The sequence below is a fragment of the Stenotrophomonas sp. 21LCFQ19 genome (genome assembly GCF_056861425.1).
This window is the reverse complement of sequence record NZ_JBSPUF010000008.1, coordinates 135,921-161,960: the sequence shown is the minus strand read 5'-3', so window position 1 is coordinate 161,960 and position 26,040 is coordinate 135,921. Positions and strand designations below refer to the sequence as shown.

Sequence of the window (26,040 nt, the reverse complement as noted above, 5' to 3'; positions counted from 1 at the left end):
CCCCGGTCCCCCCGCCGCCCCCCCCCCCCCCCCGCGCCCCCCCCCCCGCCCCCCCCCCCCCCCCCCCCCCCCCCCCCCACTACAGGTGGGGCTTTATGGCCGACGGTCAGTACACGTCGCGGCGGTAGCGGCCGGCTATGCGCAATGCTTGATGCGCATCTTCGCCAATCGTGTCGATGATGACCTTGTCGACCGCCGGGGCCATGCCTTGCAGGCTGCCGCAGACCAGGATGGTGGCGCCGTCATCCAGCCATTGCCGTAGCACGTCGCTATGCGCGGCCAGTGCGTCCTGCACGTAACGGAAGTCGCCGTCATCGCGACTGAACACTGTATCCAGTCGTTCGATTCCGCCCTCGCGCTGCCATTGCTGCAGCTCTTCACCGAAATGGAAATCGTGGGCCGCATTGCGTTCGCCGAACAGCAGCCAGTTGCGTCGCGCGCCGGCATCGATGCGTGCACGCAGATGTGCACGCAGGCCGGCGATGCCGGTGCCGTTGCCGATCAGGATCAGTGGTGCGTCATTGCCCGGCGGATGGAAGTTGCTGTTGCTGCGCAGGCGCAGATCAATGCTGTCGCCGATAGCGGTGTAATCGCATAGCCAACCGCTGGCCAGGCCGGGCGTGCCGTCCGGGCGCAGTTGCCGGCGCAACATCAGTTGCAGGCTGCCTTCGCCTGGCATCGAGGCAATTGAGTATTCGCGGTGCGGCAGTGGTTTGAGGCTGGCGGCAAGGGCATTGGCGTCGCGGCTATCGGCGCTGTCGGGCAGATAGGAGCGGGCCAGGGCGTCCCCCAGCGTGCGGCCGTCAGCCAGTACGGTTGCAGCGTCGAAACTGTTTGCCTGCAGCCACTGCGTCACCGCAGCGGCGGACTGACGCGGGCCGATTTCGGCGATGTCGCCGGCCTGCCAGGTCTGCAGCTTTCCGTCCGCGGGCTGCAGCTGCAGGTGGAATACCTTGCCGCCAACGCTGTCGGGATTCAGCACGTCGCGCCTGCGCAGCAGCCATGATTGATAGGCCGGTGCACTCCAGTCTGTTGCGTTGGCGGCTTCGCCGCCAAGCTGGCCAAGCAGCTGCTGCCAATGGCGCAGCGCGTCAGCATCGGCGTTGTCCACTTCCACTGTATCGAACAGCGGCTGTGCGCCATGCGTGCGCAGCCACTCATCGAGCTGATGGCCGAATGCGCAGTAGTGCTCATAGGTCTTGTCGCCGAGCGCCAGCACGGCGTACTGCAGCTGCGGAAGCTTCAAGGGCTGCGGCATTACCCGGCTGAGGAAGGCGAGAGCGTGGTCCGGCGGATCGCCTTCGCCGGTGGTGGCGGCGATGAACAAGGCCTGGCGGCTGTTGCAGAGCAGGGCAGCATCGACCTGGTCGATGGCGCGCAGTCGGATCTTGTGACCGGCTGCGCGCAGATGCGCGGCGGTGCGCTGTGCCAGTTGTTGGGCAAAGCCAGTCTGGCTGGACCAGGCGACCAGGATCGGTGGCTCCTTGCTGTCACCGCCATCGTCATCGCGTTGGCGGGTACACCACCACAGCGCGAAGCAGGCCGCCGCATAGATCGCCAACGCTGCCACCGCCATCCACCACTGTGGTGCCAATGGCGCCGCCGGCCACCAGCGTTCGCCAAGATGCAAGCGCAACAGCAACAGCGCGATCAGCAGCAGGCCCAGGCCAACGGCGAGATTGCCGAGCAGTGCACGCGTGGAACGATTGGGATTCATTGCGTGCTGGCGTCCAGGTAACGCTGGAAGGCGGGGGTCATGGTTTCCACAAGCCCAGTATCGGCGCGGGTGATGAAACGCGCAGCCAGATCATGTTGGTTGGCGAAGGCCAGGCCTTCATCGGCGCCCATCACGGTGAGTGCGGTTGCCCAGGCATCGGCGTGCATGGCCTCACGGGCGATCACGGTGACCGCTGCAGCGGCCCTGCTGACCGGCGCATGGCTGCGTGGGTCCAGGGTGTGGCTGTAGGAAACGCCATCGCGTTCGAACTGGTGCCAGCGGTCGCCGGAGGTGGCAACCGCCAGATCATCGAGCGCCAGCACGCGTGGCGGATACTCTGCGCCGGCGTCTTCTTCCGGTGCGGATTCGACCAGCACGCGCCAGGGCTGGCCGTCCGGCTTCAAACCATAGCCATGCAGTTCGCCGCCGACTTCGACCAGCGCGGCGCTGATGCCGATACGGCGCAGCCAGGCGCTGACCAGATCCACGCCGTAGCCCTTGGCGATGGCCGACAGGTCCAGCTGCAGGCCGCCGGGTTGCAGCGCGCTCTGTGCCTGCGGATCCAACTGCAGTTTGTTCCAGCCGCAGCCTGCTGCAACCTCGGCCAGGCGCGCCGGATCAGGCACCGCCTGCGCGCCCGCATCGGCGCCAAAGCCCCACAGCGCGACCAAGGGCCCGATGCTGGGATCGAAGGCGCCAGCGCTGCGTTCGGCGATGTCGTGCGCAGTACTGAGCACGGTCCAGAAATCATCGGGCAGTGCATGCCAGCTGTTGGCGGCGGCACGGTTGTAGCGGCTGATGTCCGAATCCGATTCCCAGGTGCTCATCTGCGCGACCACGCGATCGAGCTCGGCCTGGATGCCGGCATGCAGCGGATGCAGGTCACGGCTGCGTGCAGCCACCAGCTTGACGCTCCAGCTGGTGCCCATGGTGTGGCCGCCAAGGGCGGCGATGTCGGAGTTGGAAGACATCGGTATCGGAAACTGTCTGGGTGCAGTTGGTCCCTTCTCCCGCAGGCGGGAGAAGGTGCCCCGAAGGGGCGGATGAGGGGAGCTTTTGCTTTTGTGGGTCTGCCGCGGCTTCAGGAGCCCGGCTTCGCCTTGCCCTCACCCCAACCCCTCTCCCGGCGGGAGAGGGGCTTTTAGAGCCTTACTGCGGCAGCACTTCCAGCGTGCCTACGTAGCTCAGGCGGCGGACGCTGGCCTGCGGGATCGAGGTCTTGTTGTCCTCGGTGCCGGTTTCCAGCCAGTACATGCCAGCCTGCGGCCAGGTCACCGAGAACTCGCCGTTGGCGTCGGTGGTGACCTTGATCTCTTCCTGGGCGTTGCGGTAACGGGTGCCGCCACGGGTGATCTCGACTTCCAGCCCAGCGTGCGGCTTGCCATCGACCAGCAGCTTGAACTTGGCCTGCTCACCGGCGAACAGGTCGTTCGGGTGGCCCAGGGCAACCAGTTCCATGCCCTTGCCGGTCGGCTGCAGCGCGGTGTCGTTCGGCTTGCCGTTGGTGACGAAGGTTTCGATACGGCCGGCGGTCTCGGAGACCTTCAGGTCCGTGGCGTCCTTCGGTACTTCGGTGGCGAAGGTGGCAGCGTTACCGCGCCAGCGCTTGGGCTTGCCGTCTTCCTGCCAGTTGGCCGACAGCCCGGCATTGACGGTGGCCAGGCGGTAGGTGCCCTGCTGGGTCAGTTCGACGTCGAACACGCTGCGGTACTTGCCGGTGGCGGCATTCTGCGGCTGCACGGTGCTGCCGTCCGGTGCGGTGATCACCAGGTTGTCCAGGCGCAGCGGCACATGGTTGAAGTAGAACAGGTCGTTGGACACGGCGGCGTCCACGGTGATCCACGGGTTGGTACCGGCAATCACGGTCTGCGACGGCTGCAGCCAGGCCTTGTGGGCGGCGGCGGAGAAGGGCAGCACGGCGGCGATGGTGGCAGCAAGCAGGAGGGAACGCTTCATCGGTTGGCTCCGTTGGTAATGGGGATCAGGGCTTGACGGCAAGGGTGACGGCGCCGAGTTCGGAGGTGCCTTGGGCACTGCCGTTCTGCGCCGCACGGGCCGGCCAGGTGAAGGGAATCTTGACCAGTTCGCGGCCACCGACTTCGCGCGCGGCTTCCACCACCAGCGAGTACTGGCCGGCGGGCAGGGCGCGCAGCTGCGGCTGGCGGTCGCTGAAGCTGAGCTGGTGCTTGCCGACCGGGCGGGTCGGGCCGGTCACGCCATCGACCGGCACCTGCAGGGTACGGCCGCTCTTGCGCCACCACTGGCGCAGGTCCGGCAACCACTTGGTGCCATGGCCTTCGGCGGTGTCCCGGAGCTGGTACCAGACCGACAGGTTGGCGGCGACCTGCTGGTCGGCACCTTCGATCCACACCGCGACATAGGGGCGGTGGTATTCGGCCACGTTGAGCTTGGGCACTTCGACGTTGACGTCGAGGCTGGCGGCGTAGGCGGCAGGAGCAGTGGCGATCAGGCCACTCAGGGCGATGGTCAGGGTGACGCGCATGGTGCGACTCCGGAGAGAAAGACGGTCAATGGATGAGGAGCAGGGCGATCAGCAGCGGGATCAGCAGGCCCAGGCCGACCAGCGGCCAGGTCATGCGCCGCTGCCGCGCATGCAGGTGCAACAGGAACAGGCCAGTGATGCAGAACACCAGGCAGGCCACCGCGAACACGTCGAGGAACCAGCCCCAGCCCGGGCCCGCATTGCGGCCCTTGTGCAGGTCATTGAAGTAGGAAACCCAGCCGCGGCGAGTCTTTTCGAACTCCACCGCGCCGGTTTCGCGGTCGATGCTCAACCAGGCATCACTGCCGGGGCCAGGCATGGACAGGTAGATTTCTTCCGGCGACCACTCGGCCTCGCGGCTGCCGATCGACACTTCCAGACGATTGGACAACCAGTCGGCGACGCGCGCTGGCAGCGGCGCATTGCCGTCTTCGCGATCACCCAGGGCCTTGAGCACCGGGGCGGGCAGCTCCAGTTGCTGGTTCTGCACCTGCGGCTTGGCTTCGATCTTGGACGCGTGGTTCAAGGTGATGCCGGTCAGGGAGAACAACAGCATGCCGATCAGGCAGACCGCCGAGCTGATCCAGTGCCACTGATGCAGGGTGCGCAACCAGAAACCACGGCTGGCCTGTTGTTGCACGGTGGTGGCGGTGCTGCGGTCTGCGGACACGGGAATCGGGATTATGAAAGGACGACGATTAGAGCACTAATGAGAATGATTCGCAATTTGTAAAGGTGCTTCGCCCCCTCCCTTTGCCGTAGGCAAGGGGAGGGCCGGGGAGGGGTAGCTTTTGATCTGGCTGTTGCTTGGGTTCTTTGCTTCAAGTCAGAAGCAAGATCAAAAGCTACCCCTCCCCAGCCCTTCCCTTTACTGCGTGAAAGGGAGGGGGCGGTTCTGCTAGTGCTGGTAACGCTTGAGGACGTGCTGCGTTGACACGGGGAAGCAGAAGCTGGGAGCTACCCCTCCGCAACCCTCCCCTGTGCTGCGCACAAGGGAGGGGCGCAACCGTTAGAAGCTCAGGTTCACGCTCAGCCAGAAGCTGCGTGCCTTGTCCTTGTTGTTGTAGTCGTCCTTGAACAGTACTTCATTGGTGTTGTCGGCGTAGGCATCGTCACCGTCGAGGTCGGTGAAGGTGGCCTGGTACGTGGTGAAGTCGCGGTCCAGCAGGTTGTTGATGCGGGCGTTGATCTTCATCCACTGGGTCGCCTGGAACGATGCGCCCAGATGGAATACGGTGTAGTCCTTGAAGTAGAGCTCTTCGCGGGTCACCGCGCTGACACCGCTGAAGCGCTTGGAGCGGGCTTCGCTGCTCACGAACAGGCTGAAGCGGTCGCTTACCTGCCAGTCGAAGGTGGCATTGGCCATGTGTTTGGCACTGTTGCCCAGCGGCAGGCCCTTCTGTGCGCCGCTCTTCTGCTCGCTGTCGGTATAGGTGTAGTTGGCGCGCAGGCCGAAGCGGTCGCTGATCTCCCAGCGGCCGGCCACTTCCGCACCTTGGATCACTACTTCGTCGATGTTCACCGTCTTGGTGCTGGTCGCATAGCCCAGATCGGCGTACTCGCCGGTGCTGGTGCAGGCCAGGGTCAGGCCGGCGCCGCAGGGTTGGGTGGTGGATATCTTGTCGTCGAACTTGTTGTGGAACAGGGTGGCGTTGAAGTTATGGCCATCCGGGTGCTGCCAGTACACCGCCAGTTCGGTGCTGGTGCTGGTCTCAGGCTTCAGGTCCGGGTTGCCGAACATCGGCGAGGTGCCCTGGCCGCCAAAGCCGGTGACGCCGTCATACAGCTGGGTGGTCTTGGGGGTCTTGAAGCCGGTGCTGACACCGCCCTTGACCGTCCACTGCGGATTGACGGTGTACACGCCGTACAGGCGCGGGCTCAGGTGGTCGCCGAACACTTCATGGTCGTCGAAGCGCAGGCCGTAGGTGATGGCCAGCGGCTCGATCACGGTCCAGGTGTCCTCGGCGAACAGCGAGTACATGTTGTGTTCCTGCTTGCGGCCCGGATCGCCGGCTTCGGTACCGAATACGCCGTCGGTCAGTTCGCCACGGATCACCTGGGTGCCGAACACCGCAACGTGTTCGCCGGCAGCCTGGAACGGCATGTCGACCTTGGCGTCGAAGGTGTACTGCGCGCTTTCCAGTACGCGCTTGGGCCGCGGCAGGAAGGTGGAAGCGGCCAGCGCACGACGATCGGCCAGACTCATGCCGGCGTAGGCACCGGTGCCGTCGATCATCTGCAGCAGGTGCTCGCGCTCGGCAACGGTGAACGGCATGGTGCGGCCGTCATTGTTGGTAGCCACATGCGCCAGCGAGACGAAGCTGTTGCCGAAGCCCCACTTGCCTTCGTGGGTCAGCGCCCAGGCGTCGCGCGTAAACTCCTGATTCGCGCTATAGCCAACGCGCGGATCGGCGCGCCGTGCCCAGGTGCCACCACTGGCGCTGCAGCGGTCGGCAGTGTTGCCAACGCCGTTGCGGCAGAAATTGCTGCTACGCCAGATGCTGTTGATGTTGTCGACCGTACCGACCGGATACTCCTCAACACCACTGTCGTTGATCTTGATCGAATTGTCGTATTCCTGACGCGAGGTGTCGTAGTCCAGGGTGATGGTCTGCGCCTCGGTCGGGGTCCACGACAAGGTGATGCCGCCGGCCTTGTTGGTGTTGTCCACGGTCTTGCCGCCACCACCAAAGCCCAACGGAGGGGTGTGCTCGACACCGGCCGGATCGGTCACCGGGGAGTAGGTCGGATTTGAGGCATCGCGGTCATACCAGCTGGCGCGCGCGCTGAGGTTGAGCTTGCCCGGCAGCAGCGGGCCGGTGATGAACAGGTCGGCGGTACGGTCGTCGCCGAACTGGTCATCGGTTTCAAAGCTGCCGGCCAGGGTGGCCGAGCCGTGCCAGCTGTCCAGGGTGCGCTTGGTGATGACATTGATCACGCCGCCCATTGCATCTGCGCCGTACAGGGTGGAGGCGGGGCCGCGGATCACTTCGATGCGCTCGATCGCATCCAGCGGCGGGATGTGGTTGAACTGGTTGCCGCCGAAGTTGTTCGGGTAGATGTCGCCGTGGTTGTTCTGGCGGCGGCCGTTGATCAAGATCAGGGTGTAGTCCGAGCCCATGCCGCGCATCGAGATGCTGCCCTGGCCGGTCTTGTCGCGGGTTTCGCCCACGTCCACGCCTTCCAGGTCACGCACGGCATCGAGCAGGGTGATGTATGGGCGCTTGGCCAGTTCTTCCTGGGTGATGACCGAGATGCTGGCCGGGGCATCGGTGATCTTCTGCTCGAAGCCGCTGGCGGTGACGACGACCTTGTCCAGCGTGGTTGGCGCGCCGCTGCCGTTGGCATGGGCGCTGGCGCTGATGGCGCCGAGCACGGCGAGGCTGAGCAGGTGGCGGGAAACGGACACACGGTGACGCTGGCGCAGGGCCATGGGAATACCTCGATCAAGGAATGCAGGTTGCAGCCGCCACCACCGCAGGCGCGGACGCGTGCAGGGGCGAGCTGGGAAGAAGAGCGGGGGGAAGCGGAAACGACTACGCGCGGAGCGTCAGCTCAACGGTGGCGCCTGCCCGCGTTGCTGGCGCGGACTGGCCAGCGCATGGGCAATGACCGGCGCGGATGCCGGGATGACCGTGCGGATGGGGCTGAAGTCGTCCGCTGCAGACAGCAGCTGCTGGACGCTTGGCAGGGGCAGGGCGGCGCGGGGTGCGCGCAGCTGTGCGACCCGGCGCAGCTTGGCCGGGCTTTCTTCTTCCAGGTGGCGTTCGCCGCCCTGACGTTCTTCGGCCGGCGCCGAGGCATGACCGCTCTGGGCCAGGCCGAGCCGGGACAGCTGGGTACCGCTCTGGCACAGGGCAGCCAGCAGCGACACCAGCAACAGCATGCACAAAGCCAGCGGACGCAGGCTGACAGCGCCGGAAACGGCGTTGTGCTGTGCGTGCTGGCGCCGTGGTTGCTGCATTCGTATCCCCGGATTGCGGACGCGGCGACAGGGGCCGGCGTTCGCGGTGCGGCATTGTAGATACGATTCGTTAACTTTTGCAAATGAGAATTGCTATCAACATGACGAATGTCAATCGTCGTACTGCCAGCGCTTCAATAGCCGAGGTTCTGTAGCCCGGGTAAGCGCAGCGCACACGGGGGTACGAATTGCCCGGTCTTTCAGGCTTCCGCCAAGCGCCCCGGGTGCGCTGCGCTTACCCGGGCTACGGTCTTGTTGCCGCTTCGCGTTGAGGCCGGGGTGAAGGAGTTCAGGTCTCGGCCCATTGCCGCAGCAGGTTGTGATAGATCCCGGTCAGACTGACCAAGGAAGGGTGCTGCGGGCAATCCTGGGTCAGCTGCTGGATGGAGGTATCCATTTCCCACAGCAGGCGCCGGTGCGCATCGTCGCGGACCATGCTCTGCACCCAGAAGAACGAGGCCAGCCGCGCGCCGCGTGTTACCGGCTGCACTTTGTGCAGGCTGCTGGACGGGTACACCACCAGGTCACCGGCCGGCAGCTTCACTTCGTGCTCGCCATAGGTGTCGGCGATGATCAGCTCGCCGCCTTCGTACTCTTCCGGCTCGCACAGGAACAGGGTGCAGGACACATCCGAGCGCAGCTGCTCGCCCTGGCCCAGGTTCATCACCGAGCCATCGACATGGAAGCCGTAGGTGCCGCCGCCGCTGTAGCGGTTGAAGCGCGGCGGCAGGTACTTCAACGGCAGCGCCGCGCTGAAGAAGGAGGGATTGCTGGCCAGTGCCAGCAGCACGGTCTCGCCCAGTTCGCGGCGCAGCGCGGAGTTCTCCGGCAGCTGCTCGTTGCGCTTGGCGTGGGTGCCGAGATGGCCCACGGTTTCGCGACCGTCGGTCCAGTCGGCCGCATCCAGTTTCTGGCGGAACAGGGCGACTTGTTCGGGGCTGAGTACGTTGGGGATATGCAGCAGCATGGAAGTTCCTCGGCGCCTGGCTCAGGCGACCAGTGCGCGGATCTGCGGATGGGGAGAAGCGGCCAGTTCCGGCACGATATGCGCCATGAACGCTGGGCTGCCATTGGCAAGTGCCAGCCGCAGCCAATGCACGGCCTGCTCGATCTGGCCCTGCTGCAGCAGGATGGAGGCGAGGTTGGCCTGGCCGCGGAAATCACCGGCTTCGGCCGAACGCTGATACCAGGCCAGTGCCGCTTGTGGGTCGCGTTCGATATCCAGCCCGTCTTCCAGATGCCGGGCCAGCAGGTTCATTGATTTGGCATGGCCCATGTGGGCGGCCTGCGTATACAGCGCCAGCGCCTTGGCCCGGTCTTGCGCGACGCCACGGCCGGTGGCGAGCAGGTTGGCGTGGTTGTACATGCCCCAGTCCAGACCGGCTTCGGCGGCATTGCGATACCAGACCGCTGCCAGCGTGGCGTCAGGTGCACAGCCCTGGCCCAGCTCATGGCAGCGGCCCAGCATGTTCATTGCCAGTGCGCTGCCGTTGTTGGCGGCGGTTTCGTACCAGAGCAGGGCGGCGTGTTCATCGCGTGTCACGCCTTTGCCTTCGATGTAGAGCTGGGCCAGCAGCAGTTGTGCATCCAGCTGGCCGCTCAGTGCTGCCTCCCGGATCTGCGCGAACGTGCCTTGCGGGTCGTCCCGCAGTTGCTGCGCCAGTGCGGCGGCATCGCTTGGAAAGGAGTTGGACATCAGTTTTGCCTGTGACCGGCGTTGATCGGCGTTTGATCGCTGATGGTAGCCATTGCTGGGGATTGCCGTCGCCTGTCGCGGCAGCGACGAAAAGCACAACGGAGGCAGGTTTTGCACCTGCCGCCGTTGCTGGTCATGCCTGGATCAGAACTTGACGTTCAGCGCCAGGGTGGCCGCGCGGCCCGGGGCGATGCTCGCGTAGTGCGAGGCATAGGCCTTGGTGAAGTAGATCTTGTCGGTCAGGTTCTGCACGTTCAACTGCAGGCTGATGTTGTCCTGGATGGCGTAACCGATCATGGCGTCCCAACGGGTGTAGCTCGGGATCCACTTGGTGTTGGCCGCATCGCCGTACTGCTTGTCGACGTAGCTGGCGCCACCACCGATGGTCAGGCCGAACGGCAGTGCATAGGTGGTCCACAAGGTCGCGGCATGCTTCGGGGTGTTCGGGAACATGTTGCCGTTGTTCGGCGAGACGATGTACTTGCCTGCCGGGCAAGGCTGGCCGCGCGGCACGGTGACGCCGCAGACAAAGCCGTTGTCCTTCAGCTCCGAGTCCATGTAGGTGTAGCCGCCGGAGACGTTCCAGCTGTCGGTGATCTGGCCGCTGACGCCCAGTTCAAGACCATTGATCGCCTTCTTGCCGGCATTTTCGGTAGCGCCGGAGTCGACGGTGACACGCGCATTGCTCATCTCGGTGTGGAAGATGGCGGCGGTCAGGTTCAAGCGCTTGTCGAACAGGTCCCACTTGCTGCCGATTTCGAAGTTCTTGGTTTCCTGCGGCTTCAGGTTCTGGATGGCGGCGCTGATCGAGTCATTGCCTTCACCGCTGTCCATGCCCGGCGGGGTCGAGGAGGTGCCGTAGGACAGGTAGATGCTGCCATTGGCGGTTGGCTTGAATACCACGCCAGCCTGGTAGTTCAGGAAGCCGTCGCTGTTGCGCAGCACGGTCGGGGCCTTGTTCAGGACCGGGGTGACCTGCTCGGTGTCGTAGTCGTCCCAGCGCAGGCCGAGGTTGACGAGCCATTTTTCGCTCAGTTCGATGGTATCGAACGCATACACCGACTTGGTCTTGGTGGTCTGCTCGATATCCAGCGCCTTGTTGCTGCGGGTCACCGGATGGGTGGCCGACCACGGATCATTCGGGTTCGGGTTGTAGAAATCGGTGCAGTTGTAGCCGGTGGCGGCACCGGTACCCAACGCCGGGTTGCAGGCTTGGGGCGTGTTGGTCGGAGCCACCGGATTGTTGGTGCCGGCACCGCCGATCACGTAGCTGCCCTTGCTGCTCTTTTCTTCGCTGTACTCAACGCCGGCGCTGTAGCTGTGCTTCAGGCTACCGGTCTGGAATGCACCGGTCAGGCTCAGCTGGTCGGCGAAGGTCTTGGTGTCGATCGCGCGGTTGTTGGTACGACGCCACAGGGTGCCATACAGGTTCGGGTTGTTCTTGCTGTCATCCGGCTGGGTCCACAGGTAGTCATTGCTGGTGTTGCCCAGGCGCGCGATGTTGCGCAGCTTGTGTTCACCGAACGAGTAGCTGGCGTCCAGGGTGCTGATGTCGGCACGGGTGCGCTGGAAGTCACGGTCGATCAGACCGTAGTAGTTGTTGCGGTTCGGAACCAGCGGTGCGCCAACGGTGGTCTTGGTCGCCGGGTCGCCGTACGGGAAGCCACCTGCGTCGGGCAGGTCGTCGGTTTCCAGGTGGTAGTGGCTGGCGATCAGCTGCAGCGGGCCGTTCAGGCCGAAGGCGATGGAGGGTGCGATACCCCAGCGGCTGACATTGGCGGCATCACGGCCGGCGATGTCAGATTCGTGCTTGAGCAGGTTCAAACGTGCGGCGATGCCATCGCCCAGCACGTAGTTGGCATCGACGGTGCCGCGCGCATAGCTGTCGGTACCGATGCCCATGCTGGCGCTGGTTTCGTTCTTCAGCTTCGGCGTCTTGCTGACCAGGTTGATGCTGCCGCCGCCTGAATCACGGCCACCGTAGGCCGAGCTCGGGCCCTTGACCACTTCCAGCTGCTCCAGGTCGAACACTTCGCGGGTCTGCGTACCAACGTCGCGCAGGCCATCGACGAACATGTTGCTCTGGCCATCGAAGCCGCGCAGGAACGGACGATCGCCGGTGGAGTTGCCGCCTTCGCCGGCACCGAAGGTGATACCCGGAACCATGCGCAGTGCGTCGACCAGGTTGGTTGCGCCGATTTCCTGGATGGTCTTCTCGGTGACCACGGACACCGACTTCGGCGTATCCAGCAGTTCAGCGGTGAACTTGGGTGAGGACGGCGCGAACCAGCTGCCGCGGACCTGCACCTTGTCCAGATCGGTGGCTTTGTTCTTGGCAGAGTCGGCGTCGCCTTCGGCGGCAAAGGCGGTCAGCGGCGAGAAGCCGGCAGCCAGAGTGGCGGTGGCGAGCATGGTGGCGCGCGGGGCGTACTTGCGGGTCTTGATATGGGTCATGGATGGGTATATCCGGGGGAAAAGGAACAGGTTGGCCTGGCGGGCCGATGGCGCCGCGGGCGGAAGTGGAAAGCGAAGGTATCGAAGGCGGCGCGCGCTGAACGCGCAGGTTCGCCTGATGCTGCTTAGGCGGCGTGGGCGCGCGGCGGGGCGTGGCCGGGATTGAGCAGCAGGTAGGGCGCCAACGGATAGCGTTGGGCGCGTTCAACCGCGTGCTGCAGCAGCGTGTCGCTGGCGGCAGTCATGAAGACGCGGCTGGGGGTAAACGGAACCAGTGGAACCGGGCTGGACAGCATGGCTGCCGGGCGCGGCCGGGTCAGGCGGGAGGACTCGCCGCCGGATTCGCTGATGGCGGCCATTTCCAGCGGGTGCTGCGGATGACCGGGTTCAGGCGAAACCAGTACCTGGTCGAACGCTTCCATTGTCGGCGGGGCGGTGACCACCGCCTTGGCCTGCAACGCCACGGCCCAGACCAGCAACATGCCGAACACCAGCATCAGCCAAGGCAGGCGCCGCCGCACGGTGGCGACAGTCAGCAGTTGAGCCTTGGCGGATGGGGAGGACATGGGGAAAAGCGCAGACCGTTAATTTCGCGTTATCGCGACAGATGCGCATCTTATTGAGAATTGTTTGCGTTTTCAATTCTTAGGTACTGGGTATACCTCAGCTATCTTCCGGGTACGGTTCTTCCGGGGACGGGGCGGCCGCGATGGATGAATCGGCTGTCCACGCCGCAGCCCGCTATCCGTCAGGTCGGATCACGCCAATGCGGGCTTGGGCTGCTCTGGAGGGAAGGGGGGCAGATACCGCGCTTTGTCCCGGCTTCCTGGAGAGGACGCGATCGCGTCTTTGTTGCCCCCGTTGGTGACCAGCTCAGTCGCGGTCGTCACGCGACCAGATGCCGCCGTGTTCGCGCTTGACCGGGAACTTGGGCACCGCCGTATAGGCCGGTGCGCACAGGGCGCGGCCGTCGCGGATGTCGAAACGGGCGCCATGCAGGATGCACTCGATGCTGCCTTCATCCGGGTCCAAGGTGCCGGAGGACAGCTCGAACTCCTCGTGCGTGCACTGGTCTTCCAACGCATACAGTTCGCCGTCCAGGTTGAACACGACGATCGGTGAGCCGGTGACCTCGTCGAAGCCGGTCTTCAGTTCGCCCGGCAGCAGTTCTTCGCTGGCACAGATGAAGGTCCAGGTCTCGCTCATGCGGCGGCCCCGAGCGGCTTTTCCAGGATCTCGAACTGCAGGTCGTCGCGCTTGGGAATGCCGAAGCGTTCGTCGCCATACGGGAACGGCTTCTTGATGCCGGTGCGCACGTAGCCGCGGCGTTCGTAGAAGGCGATCAGCTCATCGCGGCAATCGATCACCGTCATCTGCATGGTGGGCAGCTGCCACTGCTCGGCGGCGTGCTGTTCGGCGCGCTGCATCAACTGCTTGCCGATGCCGCCGCCCTGGGCGCGGGGGCTGACCGAGAACATGCCGAAGTAACCGTGGCCGTTTTCATCGGCGATATGGCAGCAGGCCTGCAGTTGGCCGCCTTGTTCGACGACCAGGATGACGCTGCGCGGGCGGTCCAGATCCGCCTGGATACCGGCGGCGTCGATGCGCTGGCCATCCAGCAGGTCGGCTTCGGTGGTCCAGCCAACGCGGGAGGCGTCGCCACGGTAGGCGGAGGTGACTAGGTCGATCAGGGCCGGGATATCGGCGGCGGTAGCGGGGCGGAAAGTCAGCGTGTTCATGCGGCCATTCTAGCGCCGGGAGCTGGAACGGACGATGGGAGGAGTCCTGTGCTGTGCTCCCTCCCTTTGCCGCAGGCAAGGGGAGGGCTGGGGGGGCTCTTCGCAAGTTGATGCAGCAGGGGCGTCACTTGTGTAGAGCCGAGCCATGTTCGGCTGAGGCGTTACCGGTGAAGCCCTTGCCGAGCATGGGTCGGCACTACAGGTGAAGCGTTTGCCGGGCTTTGCTCCCTCCCTTTGCCGCAGGCAAGGGGAGGGTTGGGGAGGGGTAGCGCTTTTGCTGTTGGACTTTCAGCTTCGCGGCTTACGCCGCTCCTACAAGTGCGTCGTTTGCCTTGCCCTCAGCGCATGAAGAACTCGACCGGGAACGACAGCTCCAGCGGTGCCTTGCGTGCTTCAGGCACCGCCGGCAATGGCGCGGCGCGGCGGAAGGTATCCAATGCGGCCTGATCGAGCATGGCCGAACCGGAGGTCTGCTCCAACGCCAACGACAGCACCGAGCCATCACGGGCGAGGCTGACCCGGATGTGGGCGACGCCTTGTTCGCGGCGCGCGCGGGCGGCATTGGGATAGCGGCGATGCCGTTCAAGCTTGGCCATGACCCGGCCTTCCCAACTGTCCTTGCCGGGGTTGGCCACGCTGGGGCCGGTGGGCAGCGGTGGCGTGACCGGGGCGGCCGCTATCGAGGCCTCCTGTTGCTGCGGGGCAAGCGCCTGCTGCACGGGCTGCGGCGGCGTCGGCGGCGGAACGATCCAATTGGCGGCGGCGCGCGGTGGCGATGGCGGCACTGGGCGTGGCGGTTCGGGCTTCTGTTTCGTCGCCGAAGCCGCGGCAGAGGGCGTGGGTGCAATCACTTCCTCCAGTGGTTGCTCCGGTGCACGTGGCGGCAGCATCACCAGTTGCGTGCGCTCGGCCGGTTCCATCAATGGAGGATCGATTGATGGCGCCCGGCTCCACAGCAGCAGCGCGAACAGACCGACGTGCAGCAGCACGGTGACGGTTGCGGCGATCGAGCGGATACCGCGCTCTTCCGACTCCGGGGATGGAACGTCGGCCACGCCGCGCGGCAGCGGCCGGGTCAACAGATACAGCGCGCAGCCACCCATGCCAACCGCAACCGCCAGCCACAGCAGCAGCGATGGATGCGCGAAGTACCAGAACATGGCAAAGCCAAGCGCCATGCCGCCGCAGGCAAACGCCTTGGCGCGCTTGGACATCGCACCCTGCTCACGCCACAGCCGCAATGGCGGGCCGAACTGCGGGTGCTGCAGCAACCAGCGTTCGAAGCGCGGCGAGGAACGGCCGAAGCAGGCAGCCGCCAGGATCATGAAGATGGTGGTGGGCATCACCGGCAGCAATGCGCCGATGATGCCCAGTGCCACCATCAACACGCCCAGCAGCAGATAGCCCACGCGCACGGCGCGGTTGCGCCGTGGCTGGGCTGGAGCGGTGCTCAGCGTTGCTTCCATTTCAGTCGGCAAAGGCCTGCTCGACGTAGCCATGCACGCGCTGGAACGCCGCGGTGGCACCGGCCACCATGCGCTGCTCCTGCTCGGCATCCAGCGCGTTGCCATCCAGTGCTTCGGTGAAGCGCCGCCAATGACGCGCGCGGCCGTCCAGATGCCCGGCCAGGTGGCGCGCGCCGTGGTTGGCATCCAGGCCGATCTTCGCTGCCAGCTTGAACAGGATGGCAGCGCCGAGGTTGGAGCCTTCGACCACGTACAGCCAACCCAGCGCGGTGGCCGGGTCGATGTCGCTGCTCAAGGCGGCATTGTCATCGGCGGGCAGGGCTTCACCCAGATCGAGCAGATCCTGCTGCAGCTGCTGCAGGCGCTGGCGTTCGGCCAGGTCCGGCAACAGGCCTTGCAGCGCAGGCAGCGAATACAGCACCGCCAGGTCACGGTGGAAGCGGTACTGCACGCGCAGGAAGCGCCGGTAGTTCTCAAGCGAGGCGAACGGTTCGCCGCGCATGATGCGTTGGTCCAGCCGCTCGTGGGTGCCGTGGGTGGCGGCCTTCAAACGTTGGCTGCGGCTGAGTTCCAGCAGCATTGGGGAAGCGGACATATACGGTTCCTCAGAAGTTGACGGTGAAGCCCATGCGCACCGTGCGGCCCGGCGAGGGCATCAGGCCCAGCGTCATCGCGTCCATGTAGTAGCGGTCGGTGAGGTTGTCCACGCTCAGGTCGAGCGCGACGTGCTCGTTGATGCGGTAGTTGGCGAACAGATCGACCAGCACGTAGGAACCCCAATCCACTACCGGGATGATGCTGCTTGCACGCGGCAGGGTCGGCCGGTTGCCGGTGTAGCTGAGCCGGCCACCGGCAGTCAGCCGCTGGTCCAGTTGATGCGTGCCCAGCGTCAGCGCACCGGAGGCGCGCGGCGGGACATGGTTGCTGGCATAACTGTCGGTGACGCCGCCCGGATGGCAGCGCTCCGACTTGGTCGGATAGGCGCGCTCGCTGTGGCAGAAGTTGGTATAGGTGTAATAGCTGCCGGACAGCTCACTGAAGAAGCGCGGCGTGCGGTACTCGGCGGTGATCTCGTAGCCCTTGAAGTCGGCGTTGTCGATGTTCTCGATTACCGGTGACGACACCCAACCCTCCAATTGCACGGTGGTGCGGGTCAGGTAATCCTTCACGTGGTTGTCGAAGTAGGCCAGCTTCAGGCGAGCCTGGTCGCCTTCGGCGAACAGGCCGTCGCGCAGCAGGTTGATGCCGTACTCGCGGTTCTTGGCGTGTTCCGGGCGCAGGTCCATTGCGAACGTCGTGGGCACCGGGCCGGAGCTGGTCTCGAACAGACCGGGCATGCGCAGTGCTTCGGCATAGCGGGCATAGACCTGCACGCCCTCGAACGGGGTGAAGGTGATCGCCGCGATCGGCGCATTGCCGCTGGCCTTGCCCTGCAGGTGGACGTCGGTATAGGTGATGGGACGGGTCTGCGATGGCAGGCGGGTGATCTCGCGGTCATAGCTCTTGTAGCGGGTGTGGCGTACCGCTGCATCGAATTTCAGCCAATCGGTCGGCACCCACTCGGCGCTGGCGAACAGGCTGCTTTCCTCACGCTTGGCGTTGTTGCTGCTGAAGCTCTGCTTGGCGCTGATCGGATGCACGTCTTCCTTGCCGTGGGTGAAGCCGTACTGCAGGGCGACGTCGCCCCAGGCGGTGATGAAGCGCGAGGTATTGGTGGCATCGATGCCCCAGCGCTCGGCCTGGCGGTAGGTGGTCTCGATATAGGTGTACTCGGGCGGCAGCGTCGGGAACGAGTAGACGTTGCGGATGGTGTTGTCCAGGGCGGTGCGCCAGGCATTGGCCTTGAAGTCGATCAGATCGTTGGCCGGCTGCCAGCGGTAGCGTGCGGTCCAGGTGTCGGCATCGACATCGCTGAGCGCCGATTGCAGCGCGCCCTCGCCACGCAGGATGGCCGACGGCATCAGCTCGCCGTAGCGGCTCTGGTACTTCATGCGGCCCACTTCCAGCGCCTGGTCGGGGCTGGGTTTCCAGGTTGCCTTGAACAGCCACGACTGGTTGTCGACCGAGGTGTTGAGTACTTCTTCGCCGGCACGGAAGCGGTTGAGGCCGCTGAAGCTGACGTTGGTGTAGTCGGTCCACCAGCCGAAGATGTTGGTGACGCGCTCGTTGCTGAAGATCGGCTGGGGGGCGTCCGGACCGCCTTCGCCGGCGAAGTAGTTGCCGGTCTTGCGGCGTGCGAACACGCCCACCACTTCAAAGTGCTCCCAGCGTTTGGCGGCGGCGATGCTGCCACTGCCGCCGGTCGGCTTGCCGGTGGATGGGCGGTCCATGCCGGTGTCGTCGGCAAATTCGGTCGGCAGGGGTTTGGGGCTGCAGATCTCACCGCCACCGCAGTCGGTGACGAAGCGACCGCCATTGCGCAGGCCGCCAGTGGTGAAGGCCGGCGGCGGCGAAGTCGAATTGTCGCTGAAGCTGCCTTTGAGGCGGATGCCCCAATCCTTGTCGCCGGTGATGATGTCCTCGGCGTTCAAGGTGCGCATGCTGACCACGCCGCCGATCGCGCCGACGCCTTCGGCACCGCCGGTCGGGCCCTTCTGGATATCGATGCCGCCAATCATGTCCGGGTCGATATAGCTGCGCCCGGCCACGCCGGCATAGCCGCGGTAGACGGTGACCTGCTGCTGGCTGCCGTCGATCAGCACCGGCACGCGGTTGAAGCCCTGCATGCCGCGGATGTTCAGATCGAGCGCACCGGAATTGCGGTTGTCGCCGTTGATGACGCCGGCCACGCTCTTGAAGATGTCACCGGCCTGGGTGCCGCGCGAACGCTCGATCTGCTGCAGCGACAGGTGCGCGCCGGACTGCGCGGAGGTGTAAGGCGTGTCGGCCGAATTGCGGCTGTCATCGCCCAGCTGGGTTCGGTTTCCCTGGTCACCCTGCACCCGCAGCGTGCCGATGCGTTCCACGCCGTTGGCCGGCGCGCGCTGTACGGTCAGCGCGCCGCTGGCGGTGGTGACCAGCTGCAGGCCGCTGCCCTGCAGCGCCTGGGTGGCGGCCTGTTCGACCGAGTACTGGCCATGCACGGCCTTGGCCTGCTTGCCCTGCAGCAGGGCGGGGTCCACCGACAAGGTGCGGCCGGCGCTGGCGGCGATGCGGTTGAGGCTGGTGCCTAGCGGGCCGGCGGCGATCTGGTAGTCGAGCACTGCAGCATCGGCGGCTGCGGCTTGCGCGTGGGCCAGCGGAACGGCACAGGCCAGCGACAAGGCCAGGGCAAGGCAGGAAGGGCGAAGCAGGGGGGAGGCGGACATCGATACGGCTTCCGAAAGAGGGTTTCGGATAGGGATGTGTATCGAAGGCGAGAAACCGGACACGCTCACGCTATTTTTTTTCGATCAGGGTGACCGGGCCGTAGGAACGGATCAGCAGGGGCAGGGTTTCGGCCAGGGCGGCGAGCGTGCGATCGCTGTCATCCAGCGCGAACACGCCTTGCACGCGCAATGCGGCGGCCTCTGGCGACACCCGCAGGAAGCCGCTGCGGTAAGCGCGCAGGCGCTCGACCAGATCGAGCAGCGGCGCATTGTCGAGGCTGACCCGCCCGTGCAGCCAATCGGTCAGCTGCAGCGGATTGCTGCCGAGTGCGGTGATGCCGCTGGCATCGACGCGTGCGCTTTCCCCAGCGAGCAGGCGCTGGCTATGGCCGTGCTGGTCTTCGATCAAGACGTGATCGCTGAGCACGGCAACCTGGGTAGATGCCTCGTAGCGTTCGACCATGAGTTTGCCGCGCAGCAGGCTGAGCTTGGTGTGCAGGCTGTGCAGCAGCAGGGGGCGAGGATCGGCGGCGATATCGAGCAAGGCGCGACCGCGCCGCAGCCACAGTTGGCGCTGGTTGGCACCGAAATCCAGGTCCATCGCGCTGCGCGCGTCGAGGGTGAGCGTGCTGCCGTCATCCAGTGCAAAGCGGCGGCGTTGCCCGGTTGCGGTGCGCAGGTCGGCGCTGAGTTCGCGCAGCGGGAACTTGTGGTCGGCCAGCAACGCGGCGCCGCCAGCGGTGAGTGCAAAGGCCGCCAGCGAGCGCAGTGCGACACGCCGCGACGGGCGCAGCAGCAGTTCGCGCGCCTGTTGATCCTGGCCGGGATGACGCTGGGCAACCTCGCGCAGGCGCTGGAAGCGTCCCTGGATCTCCTGCAACTGCTGCCAGGCCTGGCGATGTTCGGCCGAGGCGTCGAGCCAGCGCTGCAGCTGCTGTTCGCTGTCCGCATCGGCGCTGCCGGATTGCAGCAGCACCATCCAGTCGATGGCAGCGTCCCTTGCCGCTTGCCCGCTCATGGAGCCAGATCCGTGTGCTGCAGGTCCTGCAGGCAGCAGCTCCAGGCCTGGCGCAGGTAGCGACCGACCGTGCGTACCGATACGCCAAGCTGTTGTGCGATCTGCTCGTGGCCCATGCCATCGAGCTGGCTGTAGAGGAAGGCGGCGCGCGCCGGTGCCGGCAGCGACTGCATGCTGCGATCGACCAGCAGCACGGTCTCCAGCAGCAGTGCACGTTCCTCCGGCGAGGGTGAAAACGCTTCAGGGCTGTGCCGCAACTGCTCCAGCCAGGCCTGTTCCAGATCACGGCGCCGACGCAGATGGAACAGCAGGCGCTTGGCAATGGTGGTCAGGAACGCGCGCGGTTCGTCGATGCTGGTCAGTGGCGTGCGCGAGGCCGCAACCTGGCTGAAGGTCTCGGCGGTGAGGTCTTCGGCATCCCAGCGGCAACGCAGCTGACGGCACAGCCGTGCCAGCAACCAGTGGTGGTGGTCGCGGAACAGGGTGGCGAGGAGGGAAGACGACGCGGGGCTCATCGTTCGTGCAAATGCGAATTGTTCGCATTATGGCATGTGTGACGGGCGCTGTGCAGCGGGGAGGTTCTGGTGGATTGTGGGAGCGGTGTAAGCCGCGAAGCTGGCAGATTGTCAGATCGCGGTATCGACGAGCGCTGCAGCGACGCCTGCTTCGCGGCTTACGGCGCTCCCACAGCCAGAACGAATGCAGTGCCGAGGATGCCGCCGAAGCCAGCAATGCGCTCCCTCCCTTTGCCGAAGGCAAGGGGAGGGGTGGGGAGGGGTAGAGCTTTGTGCTGTTGGATTTGTGGCTTCGCGGCTGACGCCGCTCCTACAAGTACGCAGCGCTGCGTCTTAGCCCCTCTCCCGTTTACGGGAGAGGGGTTGGGGTGAGGGCGCTTTCGCTGCTTGAATTTCGGCCTGTAGTGCTATCGGCTTCGCGGCTCACATAAACACAATGCGACTGCTCAACCCAACAGGGTGCGCACTTTCTTCAACGCCGCCATGAAGCACTCGATCTCTTCATGCGTGTTGTAGAACGCCAGCGAAGCGCGGCAAGTGGCCGCTACACCGTAGTACTGCAGCAGCGGGTGTGCGCAGTGCTGGCCAGAGCGCACGGCGACGCCTTGCAGGTCGAGCAGGGTCGCCAGGTCGTGCGCATGCGCGCCTTCGATCTGGAACGACACCACCGCCGCCTTGTTCGGCGCGGTGCCAAAGATGCGCAGGCCTTCAACGCGCTGCAGTTCTTCGGTGAAGTGGGCCAGTAGTTCCTGTTCGCGGGCTTCGATGTGTTCGCGACCCAGCGCTTCCAGGTAATCCACCGCCACACCCAGACCGATGAAACCGGCGATGTTCGGCGTGCCGGCTTCGAACTTGTGCGGGGCATCGTTGAACACGGTGCCTTCGAAGCTGACTTCCTTGATCATCTCGCCGCCGCCAAGGAAAGGCGGCATGTCCTGCAGATGCTCACGGCGTGCCCACAACGCGCCGGTGCCGGTCGGGCCGCACATCTTGTGGCCGGTCACCACGTAGAAATCGCAGCCGATGGCGGCAACGTCCACGCTCAGGTGCGGTGCGGCCTGTGAGCCGTCGATCACGGTGACGATGCCGCGCTTGCGCGCCTCGCGGCAGATCTCGCGCACGGGATTGATGGTGCCCAGCACGTTGGACACGTGGGTGAGCGCCAGCAGCTTCACTTCCGGGGTCATCGCTGCATGCAGCGCGTCCAGGTCGAGGCTGCCATCGGGCGTGATCTCGGCCACGCGGATGGTCGCGCCAGTGCGCTCGGCGACCAGCTGCCACGGCACGATGTTGGCGTGGTGCTCCATGCGCGACACCACGATCACATCGCCGGCCTTCAAGCGCGGCAAGGCCCACGAGTACGCGACCAGGTTGATCGCGAAGGTGGTGCCGCTGCACAGCACCAGCTCATCGCTGCGCACGTTGAGGAAGCGCGCCAGCTTGGTGCGTGCGCCTTCGTAGGCATCAGTAGCTTCGGTGCCGAGCGCATGCACCGCGCGGCTGACGTTGGCGTTGTAACGGCGGTAGAACTCGTCCACCGCGCCGATCACCGACAGCGGCTTCTGCGCGGTGTTGGCATTGTCGAAATACACCAGCGGCTTGCCGTTGACTTCGCGCATCAGCAGCGGGAAATCGGCGCGCACGCGCTCCCAATCGGGGGCGGTAGCTGAAGTGTGGATCGGACGCGGGGAACTGAGATTCATGCCATGCCTGCCTGTTGCAGTGCCTGGTCCAGGTGGCGGGCCAGCTTTTCGGTAAGGACGCCTTCCACCGCGGACAGCGGCTCGTGGCAGAACGCAGCGCTGAGCATCGCGCGCGCGGTTTCCGCCGGCAGGCCGCGCGAGCGCAGGTAGAACAACGCGTTTGCGTCGAGCTGGCCGACGGTTGCACCGTGCGCCGCCTTGACCTCTTCGGCGTCGATCACCAGCGTCGGCTGGGTATCGATCTCGGCATCGGCCGACAGCAGCAGGTTCTTGTTGGACAGGTTGGCATCGGTGCCATCGGCGCCTTCGCGGATACCGATGCCGCCATGGAACACTACGCGGCTGCGGTTGGCCGCCACGCCGCGCCAGACCAGCTCGGCGCTGGTGTCCTTGGCGATGTGCTCGATGCCAAGGCGGGTATCAATATGGCGGCGGCCGGTACCCAGCAGCACGCCATTGGCGGTCAGCTTGGCGTTGTCGCCTTCCAGGCGCACGTTGAGCTCATGGCGGCTCAGCGCAGCACCCAGCTCCAGGTCGATGCGGCGGTATTCCGCATCGCGTGCCAATACCGCGTCGGTGCGCAGCAGCGAGGTGGCCCGCGCACTGTCGGCCTGCACGCGGGCGTGCGACAGCACGGCGTCCTGGGCGATGTGGACGTGGACCAGGGTGTTGTCCAGGTGTGCGCTGTCGCCAGCCTGCAGGTGGTGCTCGACCAGACCGAATACGGCGCCACGGCGCAGCTCGATCAGGTGACGGTGATGCCAGGCGTGGTCGCTGGAATCCGCCGCGCTGACAAATACCAGATGCAGCGGCGTTTCGCTGACGATGCCGTCGGCGACCTGCACCAGCACGCCTTCATCGGCGAGTGCGGCATTGAGCTGGGCGAACACTTCCTCGGCGCGCTCGAAGCGACGCCCGAGGAAACGCAGCGCTTCGGGTTCTTCGGCCTGCACGGTAGACAAGGTGCGCACCTGCACACCGGCATCCAGCGACGACAGATCGCTCAACGCAGCGCTGTGGCGACCGTTGACGAAGACCAGGCGCGGCGACGGGATGTCAGCCAGCAGCGCGGCATCGATGTCCGGGGCCCGCAGCGGCGCGGCGGTGAAGCTGCGGCGCTCCAGCTGGCGCAGCGAGGTGTACTTCCAGGCCTCGTTGCGGGCGGCGGGCAGGCCGGTTTTCAGTGCGGCTTCAAGCAGCTCGGCGCGCTCCTTGCTGCCGCAGAAGGTGCCGGCCAGTGAATCGAGCAGGGCATTCATTACTTGGCGGCCTCGCGGACCACGCGGTCCTTCAGGAAGTCATAACCGTGGGCTTCCAGCTCCAGCGCCAGTTCCGGGCCACCGGTCTTGACGATGCGGCCGTCGGCCAATACGTGCACCACGTCCGGCTTGATGTAATCGAGCAGGCGCTGGTAGTGGGTGATGACCAGGAACGAACGCTCCGGCGAACGCAGCGCGTTGACACCATCGGCCACGCTCTTCAGCGCATCGATGTCCAGACCGGAGTCGGTTTCGTCGAGGATCGCCAGCTTCGGTTCGAGCACGGCCAGCTGGAAGATCTCGTTGCGCTTCTTCTCGCCACCGGAGAAACCTTCGTTGACACCGCGATGCAGCAGCTCGTCCTTCAGGTGCAGCACGGCCAGCTTCTGCCGGACCAGCTTGAGGAACTGCATCGAGTCCAGTTCTTCCTCGCCACGTGCCTTGCGCTGCGCATTGAGCGCGGCACGCAGGAAGTAGGTGTTGTTGACGCCGGGGATTTCCACCGGGTATTGGAAGGCCAGGAACAAGCCGGCGGCTGCGCGTGCTTCCGGTTCCAGCTCCAGCAGATCGCCATCTTCGAACTGCACGCTGCCAGCGGTGACGTCGTAGCCGTCGCGGCCGGACAGGACATTGCCGAGGGTGGACTTGCCGGCGCCGTTCGGGCCCATGATGGCGTGCACTTCGCCCGGCTTCACTTCCAGCGACAGGCCCTTGAGGATTTCCTTGTCGCCGATGCTTGCGTGGAGGTTTTCGATCTTCAGCATGAGGGTGCGTTCTTCAATATGTAGGGAGCGGGGCGATCAGAGCTCGCCTTCGGCGCGATCGAGGAAGGTGGCGCGCAGCCACTGGGTGCGCTTGCGGGTCAGCTCGGCCTTGTTGGCCGAGTACAGCATCGGGTACATCGAGCCGTACAGGACACGCGGATTCTCGTCCTTGCCCACCGGATAGCGCGCTTCGATATCAGCGTCGCGCAGCGGGATCCACAGGCGCTGGGCTGCGCGCAGCTTGTCGATGGCGACCTGCTGGCCCTGCAGTTTCTGCATCACCTGCCGGTACACGGCGTTGAGTTCGGCGTCGGCGGCGGTGGCTTCTGCCGCCGCACACTCGTTGAGTTCGAACTGGGTGCGGGCGTCATCGCAGGCCTTGCCCGGCGCCGCGGCGGAGGCTGCGAACGGCAGCACGGCCAGCAGTAGCAGTGGCAGGCGGCTCATCCGACCGATCCTTCCAGTGAGACTTCCAGCAGCTTCTTGGCTTCCACCGCGAACTCCATCGGCAGTTCCTTGAAGACCTGCTTGCAGAAACCGTCGACGATCATCGACACCGCGTTTTCCTGGTCGATGCCGCGGGCGCGGCAATAGAACAGCTGGTCGTCGGAGATCTTGGAGGTGGTGGCCTCGTGCTCGACGGTGGCGCTGGGGTTCTTCACCTCGATATAGGGGAAGGTGTGGGCGCCACACTTCTTGCCGATCAGCAGCGAGTCGCACTGGGTGTAGTTGCGCGCGCCTTCGGCACCACGGTCAACCCGCACCAGGCCGCGGTAGGTGTTCTGGCCACGGCCGGCGCTGATGCCCTTGGAGATGATCTTGCTCTTGGTGCGCTTGCCGACGTGGATCATCTTGGTGCCGGTATCGGCCTGCTGGCGATGGTGGGTCAGCGCGACCGAGTGGAATTCACCCACCGAGTCGTCGCCCAGCAGCACGCAGGACGGGTACTTCCAGGTGATGGCCGAGCCGGTTTCCACCTGGGTCCAGGTCACCTTGGAGCGCGCGCCACGGCATTCGGCACGCTTGGTGACGAAGTTGTAGATGCCGCCGACGCCGTTCTCGTCGCCCGGGTACCAGTTCTGCACGGTCGAATACTTGATCTCGGCATCTTCCAGCGCCACCAGCTCGACCACCGCGGCGTGCAGCTGGTTTTCGTCGCGCATCGGCGCGGTGCAGCCTTCCAGGTAGGAGACGTAGGCCTTGTCCTCGCAGACGATCAAGGTGCGCTCGAACTGCCCGGTATTGCTGGCGTTGATGCGGAAATAGGTGCTCAGCTCCATCGGGCAGCGCACGCCGGCCGGGATGAAGACAAAGCTGCCGTCGGAGAACACCGCCGAGTTCAATGCGGCGAAATAGTTGTCGCCCACCGGCACCACCGAGCCCAGGTACTTGCGCACCAACTCCGGGTATTCGCGGATGGCTTCGGAGATGGAGCAGAACACCACGCCCTTCTCGGCCAGCTCCTTGCGGAAGGTGGTGCCGACCGAAACCGAGTCGAACACCGCATCCACCGCCACGCCGGCCAGCTTTGCGCGCTCATGCAGCGGCACGCCGAGCTTTTCGTAGGTGTCCAGCAGCTCCTTGGGCACTTCGTCCAGCGACTGGTACTTCGGGCCCTTGGGCGCGGAGAAGTAGCTCAGCGCCTGCAGGTCGATCGGGCCGATCTGCAGCTTGGCCCAGTCCGGCTGGCGCATGGTCAGGAAGTGGCGGTAGGCGTCCAGGCGCCATTGCGTCATCCACTCGGGCTCGTCCTTCTTGGCCGAGAGGGCGCGGATGACGTCCTCGTCCAGGCCCGGCGGGAACGATTCGGACTCGATCAGGGTGACGAAGCCGGCGTCGTACTTGCGCCCCAGCTGTTCGTGGATTTCACGGTTCGGACTGTCGACGGTGTCGACCTTTTCGATGATCTCGGTGGCCATCAGGGCTGCCTACGG

23 protein-coding genes are annotated in these 26,040 nt (G+C 65.2%); all 23 read right to left on the bottom strand.

Annotated elements, in window-relative coordinates; genetic code table 11:
• Nucleotides 1–106: 106 nt before the first annotated feature.
• The 23 genes from AC13FW_RS10855 to sufB all read right to left on the bottom strand — a co-directional run bounded on the left by AC13FW_RS10855 (nucleotide 107) and on the right by sufB (nucleotide 26,025).
• A complete protein-coding gene (locus tag AC13FW_RS10855; protein ID WP_482989063.1) occupies nucleotides 107–1,717 on the bottom strand; it encodes a sulfite reductase subunit alpha in 1,611 nt (536 codons plus the stop codon).
• A complete protein-coding gene (locus tag AC13FW_RS10850; protein ID WP_482989100.1) occupies nucleotides 1,714–2,694 on the bottom strand; it encodes an FAD:protein FMN transferase in 981 nt (326 codons plus the stop codon). The genes AC13FW_RS10855 and AC13FW_RS10850 overlap by 4 nt, the downstream gene beginning before the upstream one ends.
• A gap of 172 nt (nucleotides 2,695–2,866) precedes the next feature.
• Entirely contained in the window at nucleotides 2,867–3,673 is an 807-nt protein-coding gene (locus AC13FW_RS10845) for a DUF4198 domain-containing protein (protein ID WP_482989062.1), read from the bottom strand.
• 25 nt (nucleotides 3,674–3,698) lie between these two features.
• Nucleotides 3,699–4,220 carry a DUF2271 domain-containing protein gene (locus tag AC13FW_RS10840; protein ID WP_282272916.1) on the bottom strand — a complete coding sequence of 174 codons (522 nt, stop codon included), beginning with the start codon at nucleotides 4,218–4,220 and terminating at the stop codon, nucleotides 3,699–3,701.
• Nucleotides 4,221–4,245: 25 nt separating this feature from the next.
• On the bottom strand, nucleotides 4,246–4,890 hold the full coding sequence (locus AC13FW_RS10835; RefSeq protein ID WP_282272918.1) for a PepSY-associated TM helix domain-containing protein: 645 nt from the start codon (nucleotides 4,888–4,890) through the stop codon (nucleotides 4,246–4,248).
• A gap of 339 nt (nucleotides 4,891–5,229) precedes the next feature.
• The gene (locus tag AC13FW_RS10830) at nucleotides 5,230–7,653 is read right to left on the bottom strand and encodes a TonB-dependent receptor domain-containing protein (protein ID WP_482989061.1); all 2,424 of its coding nucleotides are present in this window, start codon (nucleotides 7,651–7,653) and stop codon (nucleotides 5,230–5,232) included.
• Nucleotides 7,654–7,770: 117 nt separating this feature from the next.
• A complete protein-coding gene (locus AC13FW_RS10825; protein WP_482989060.1) occupies nucleotides 7,771–8,184 on the bottom strand; it encodes a hypothetical protein in 414 nt (137 codons plus the stop codon).
• A gap of 289 nt (nucleotides 8,185–8,473) precedes the next feature.
• The gene (locus AC13FW_RS10820) at nucleotides 8,474–9,151 is read right to left on the bottom strand and encodes a Fe2+-dependent dioxygenase (RefSeq protein ID WP_482989059.1); all 678 of its coding nucleotides are present in this window, start codon (nucleotides 9,149–9,151) and stop codon (nucleotides 8,474–8,476) included.
• A 21-nt stretch (nucleotides 9,152–9,172) separates the two neighbouring features.
• Nucleotides 9,173–9,880 carry a tetratricopeptide repeat protein gene (locus AC13FW_RS10815; RefSeq protein WP_482989058.1) on the bottom strand — a complete coding sequence of 236 codons (708 nt, stop codon included), beginning with the start codon at nucleotides 9,878–9,880 and terminating at the stop codon, nucleotides 9,173–9,175.
• A 144-nt stretch (nucleotides 9,881–10,024) separates the two neighbouring features.
• Entirely contained in the window at nucleotides 10,025–12,334 is a 2,310-nt protein-coding gene (locus AC13FW_RS10810) for a TonB-dependent receptor (RefSeq protein WP_482989057.1), read from the bottom strand.
• A gap of 125 nt (nucleotides 12,335–12,459) precedes the next feature.
• A complete protein-coding gene (locus tag AC13FW_RS10805; RefSeq protein WP_482989056.1) occupies nucleotides 12,460–12,900 on the bottom strand; it encodes a hypothetical protein in 441 nt (146 codons plus the stop codon).
• Between the two features lie 307 nt (nucleotides 12,901–13,207).
• Complete coding sequence (locus AC13FW_RS10800; protein WP_282272227.1) at nucleotides 13,208–13,540, bottom strand: non-heme iron oxygenase ferredoxin subunit; 333 nt, start codon at nucleotides 13,538–13,540, stop codon at nucleotides 13,208–13,210.
• A complete protein-coding gene (locus tag AC13FW_RS10795; RefSeq protein WP_482989055.1) occupies nucleotides 13,537–14,073 on the bottom strand; it encodes a GNAT family N-acetyltransferase in 537 nt (178 codons plus the stop codon). The genes AC13FW_RS10800 and AC13FW_RS10795 overlap by 4 nt, the downstream gene beginning before the upstream one ends.
• Before the next feature lie 338 nt (nucleotides 14,074–14,411).
• Nucleotides 14,412–15,539 (bottom strand): TonB family protein, encoded by a 1,128-nt coding sequence (locus AC13FW_RS10790; protein ID WP_482989054.1) that lies wholly within the window; start codon nucleotides 15,537–15,539, stop codon nucleotides 14,412–14,414.
• A 1-nt stretch (nucleotide 15,540) separates the two neighbouring features.
• Entirely contained in the window at nucleotides 15,541–16,134 is a 594-nt protein-coding gene (locus tag AC13FW_RS10785; RefSeq protein WP_482989053.1) for a biliverdin-producing heme oxygenase, read from the bottom strand.
• A gap of 10 nt (nucleotides 16,135–16,144) precedes the next feature.
• Entirely contained in the window at nucleotides 16,145–18,847 is a 2,703-nt protein-coding gene (locus AC13FW_RS10780; RefSeq protein ID WP_482989052.1) for a TonB-dependent receptor, read from the bottom strand.
• Nucleotides 18,848–18,917: 70 nt separating this feature from the next.
• Nucleotides 18,918–19,865 (bottom strand): FecR family protein, encoded by a 948-nt coding sequence (locus tag AC13FW_RS10775; protein WP_482989051.1) that lies wholly within the window; start codon nucleotides 19,863–19,865, stop codon nucleotides 18,918–18,920.
• A complete protein-coding gene (locus AC13FW_RS10770) occupies nucleotides 19,862–20,380 on the bottom strand; it encodes a sigma-70 family RNA polymerase sigma factor (protein ID WP_296250674.1) in 519 nt (172 codons plus the stop codon). The genes AC13FW_RS10775 and AC13FW_RS10770 overlap by 4 nt, the downstream gene beginning before the upstream one ends.
• Nucleotides 20,381–20,826: 446 nt before the next feature.
• On the bottom strand, nucleotides 20,827–22,083 hold the full coding sequence (locus AC13FW_RS10765) for a cysteine desulfurase (protein WP_482989050.1): 1,257 nt from the start codon (nucleotides 22,081–22,083) through the stop codon (nucleotides 20,827–20,829).
• On the bottom strand, nucleotides 22,080–23,342 hold the full coding sequence (sufD, locus tag AC13FW_RS10760; protein ID WP_482989049.1) for a Fe-S cluster assembly protein SufD: 1,263 nt from the start codon (nucleotides 23,340–23,342) through the stop codon (nucleotides 22,080–22,082). Before sufD ends, AC13FW_RS10765 begins: the two co-directional genes overlap by 4 nt.
• Entirely contained in the window at nucleotides 23,342–24,106 is a 765-nt protein-coding gene (gene sufC, locus AC13FW_RS10755) for a Fe-S cluster assembly ATPase SufC (RefSeq protein ID WP_282271346.1), read from the bottom strand. Before sufC ends, sufD begins: the two co-directional genes overlap by 1 nt.
• A 36-nt stretch (nucleotides 24,107–24,142) precedes the next feature.
• Nucleotides 24,143–24,553 carry a lysozyme inhibitor LprI family protein gene (locus tag AC13FW_RS10750; protein ID WP_481614961.1) on the bottom strand — a complete coding sequence of 137 codons (411 nt, stop codon included), beginning with the start codon at nucleotides 24,551–24,553 and terminating at the stop codon, nucleotides 24,143–24,145.
• Nucleotides 24,550–26,025 (bottom strand): Fe-S cluster assembly protein SufB, encoded by a 1,476-nt coding sequence (gene sufB / locus AC13FW_RS10745; RefSeq protein ID WP_482989048.1) that lies wholly within the window; start codon nucleotides 26,023–26,025, stop codon nucleotides 24,550–24,552. The genes AC13FW_RS10750 and sufB overlap by 4 nt, the downstream gene beginning before the upstream one ends.
• Nucleotides 26,026–26,040 lie beyond the last annotated feature (15 nt).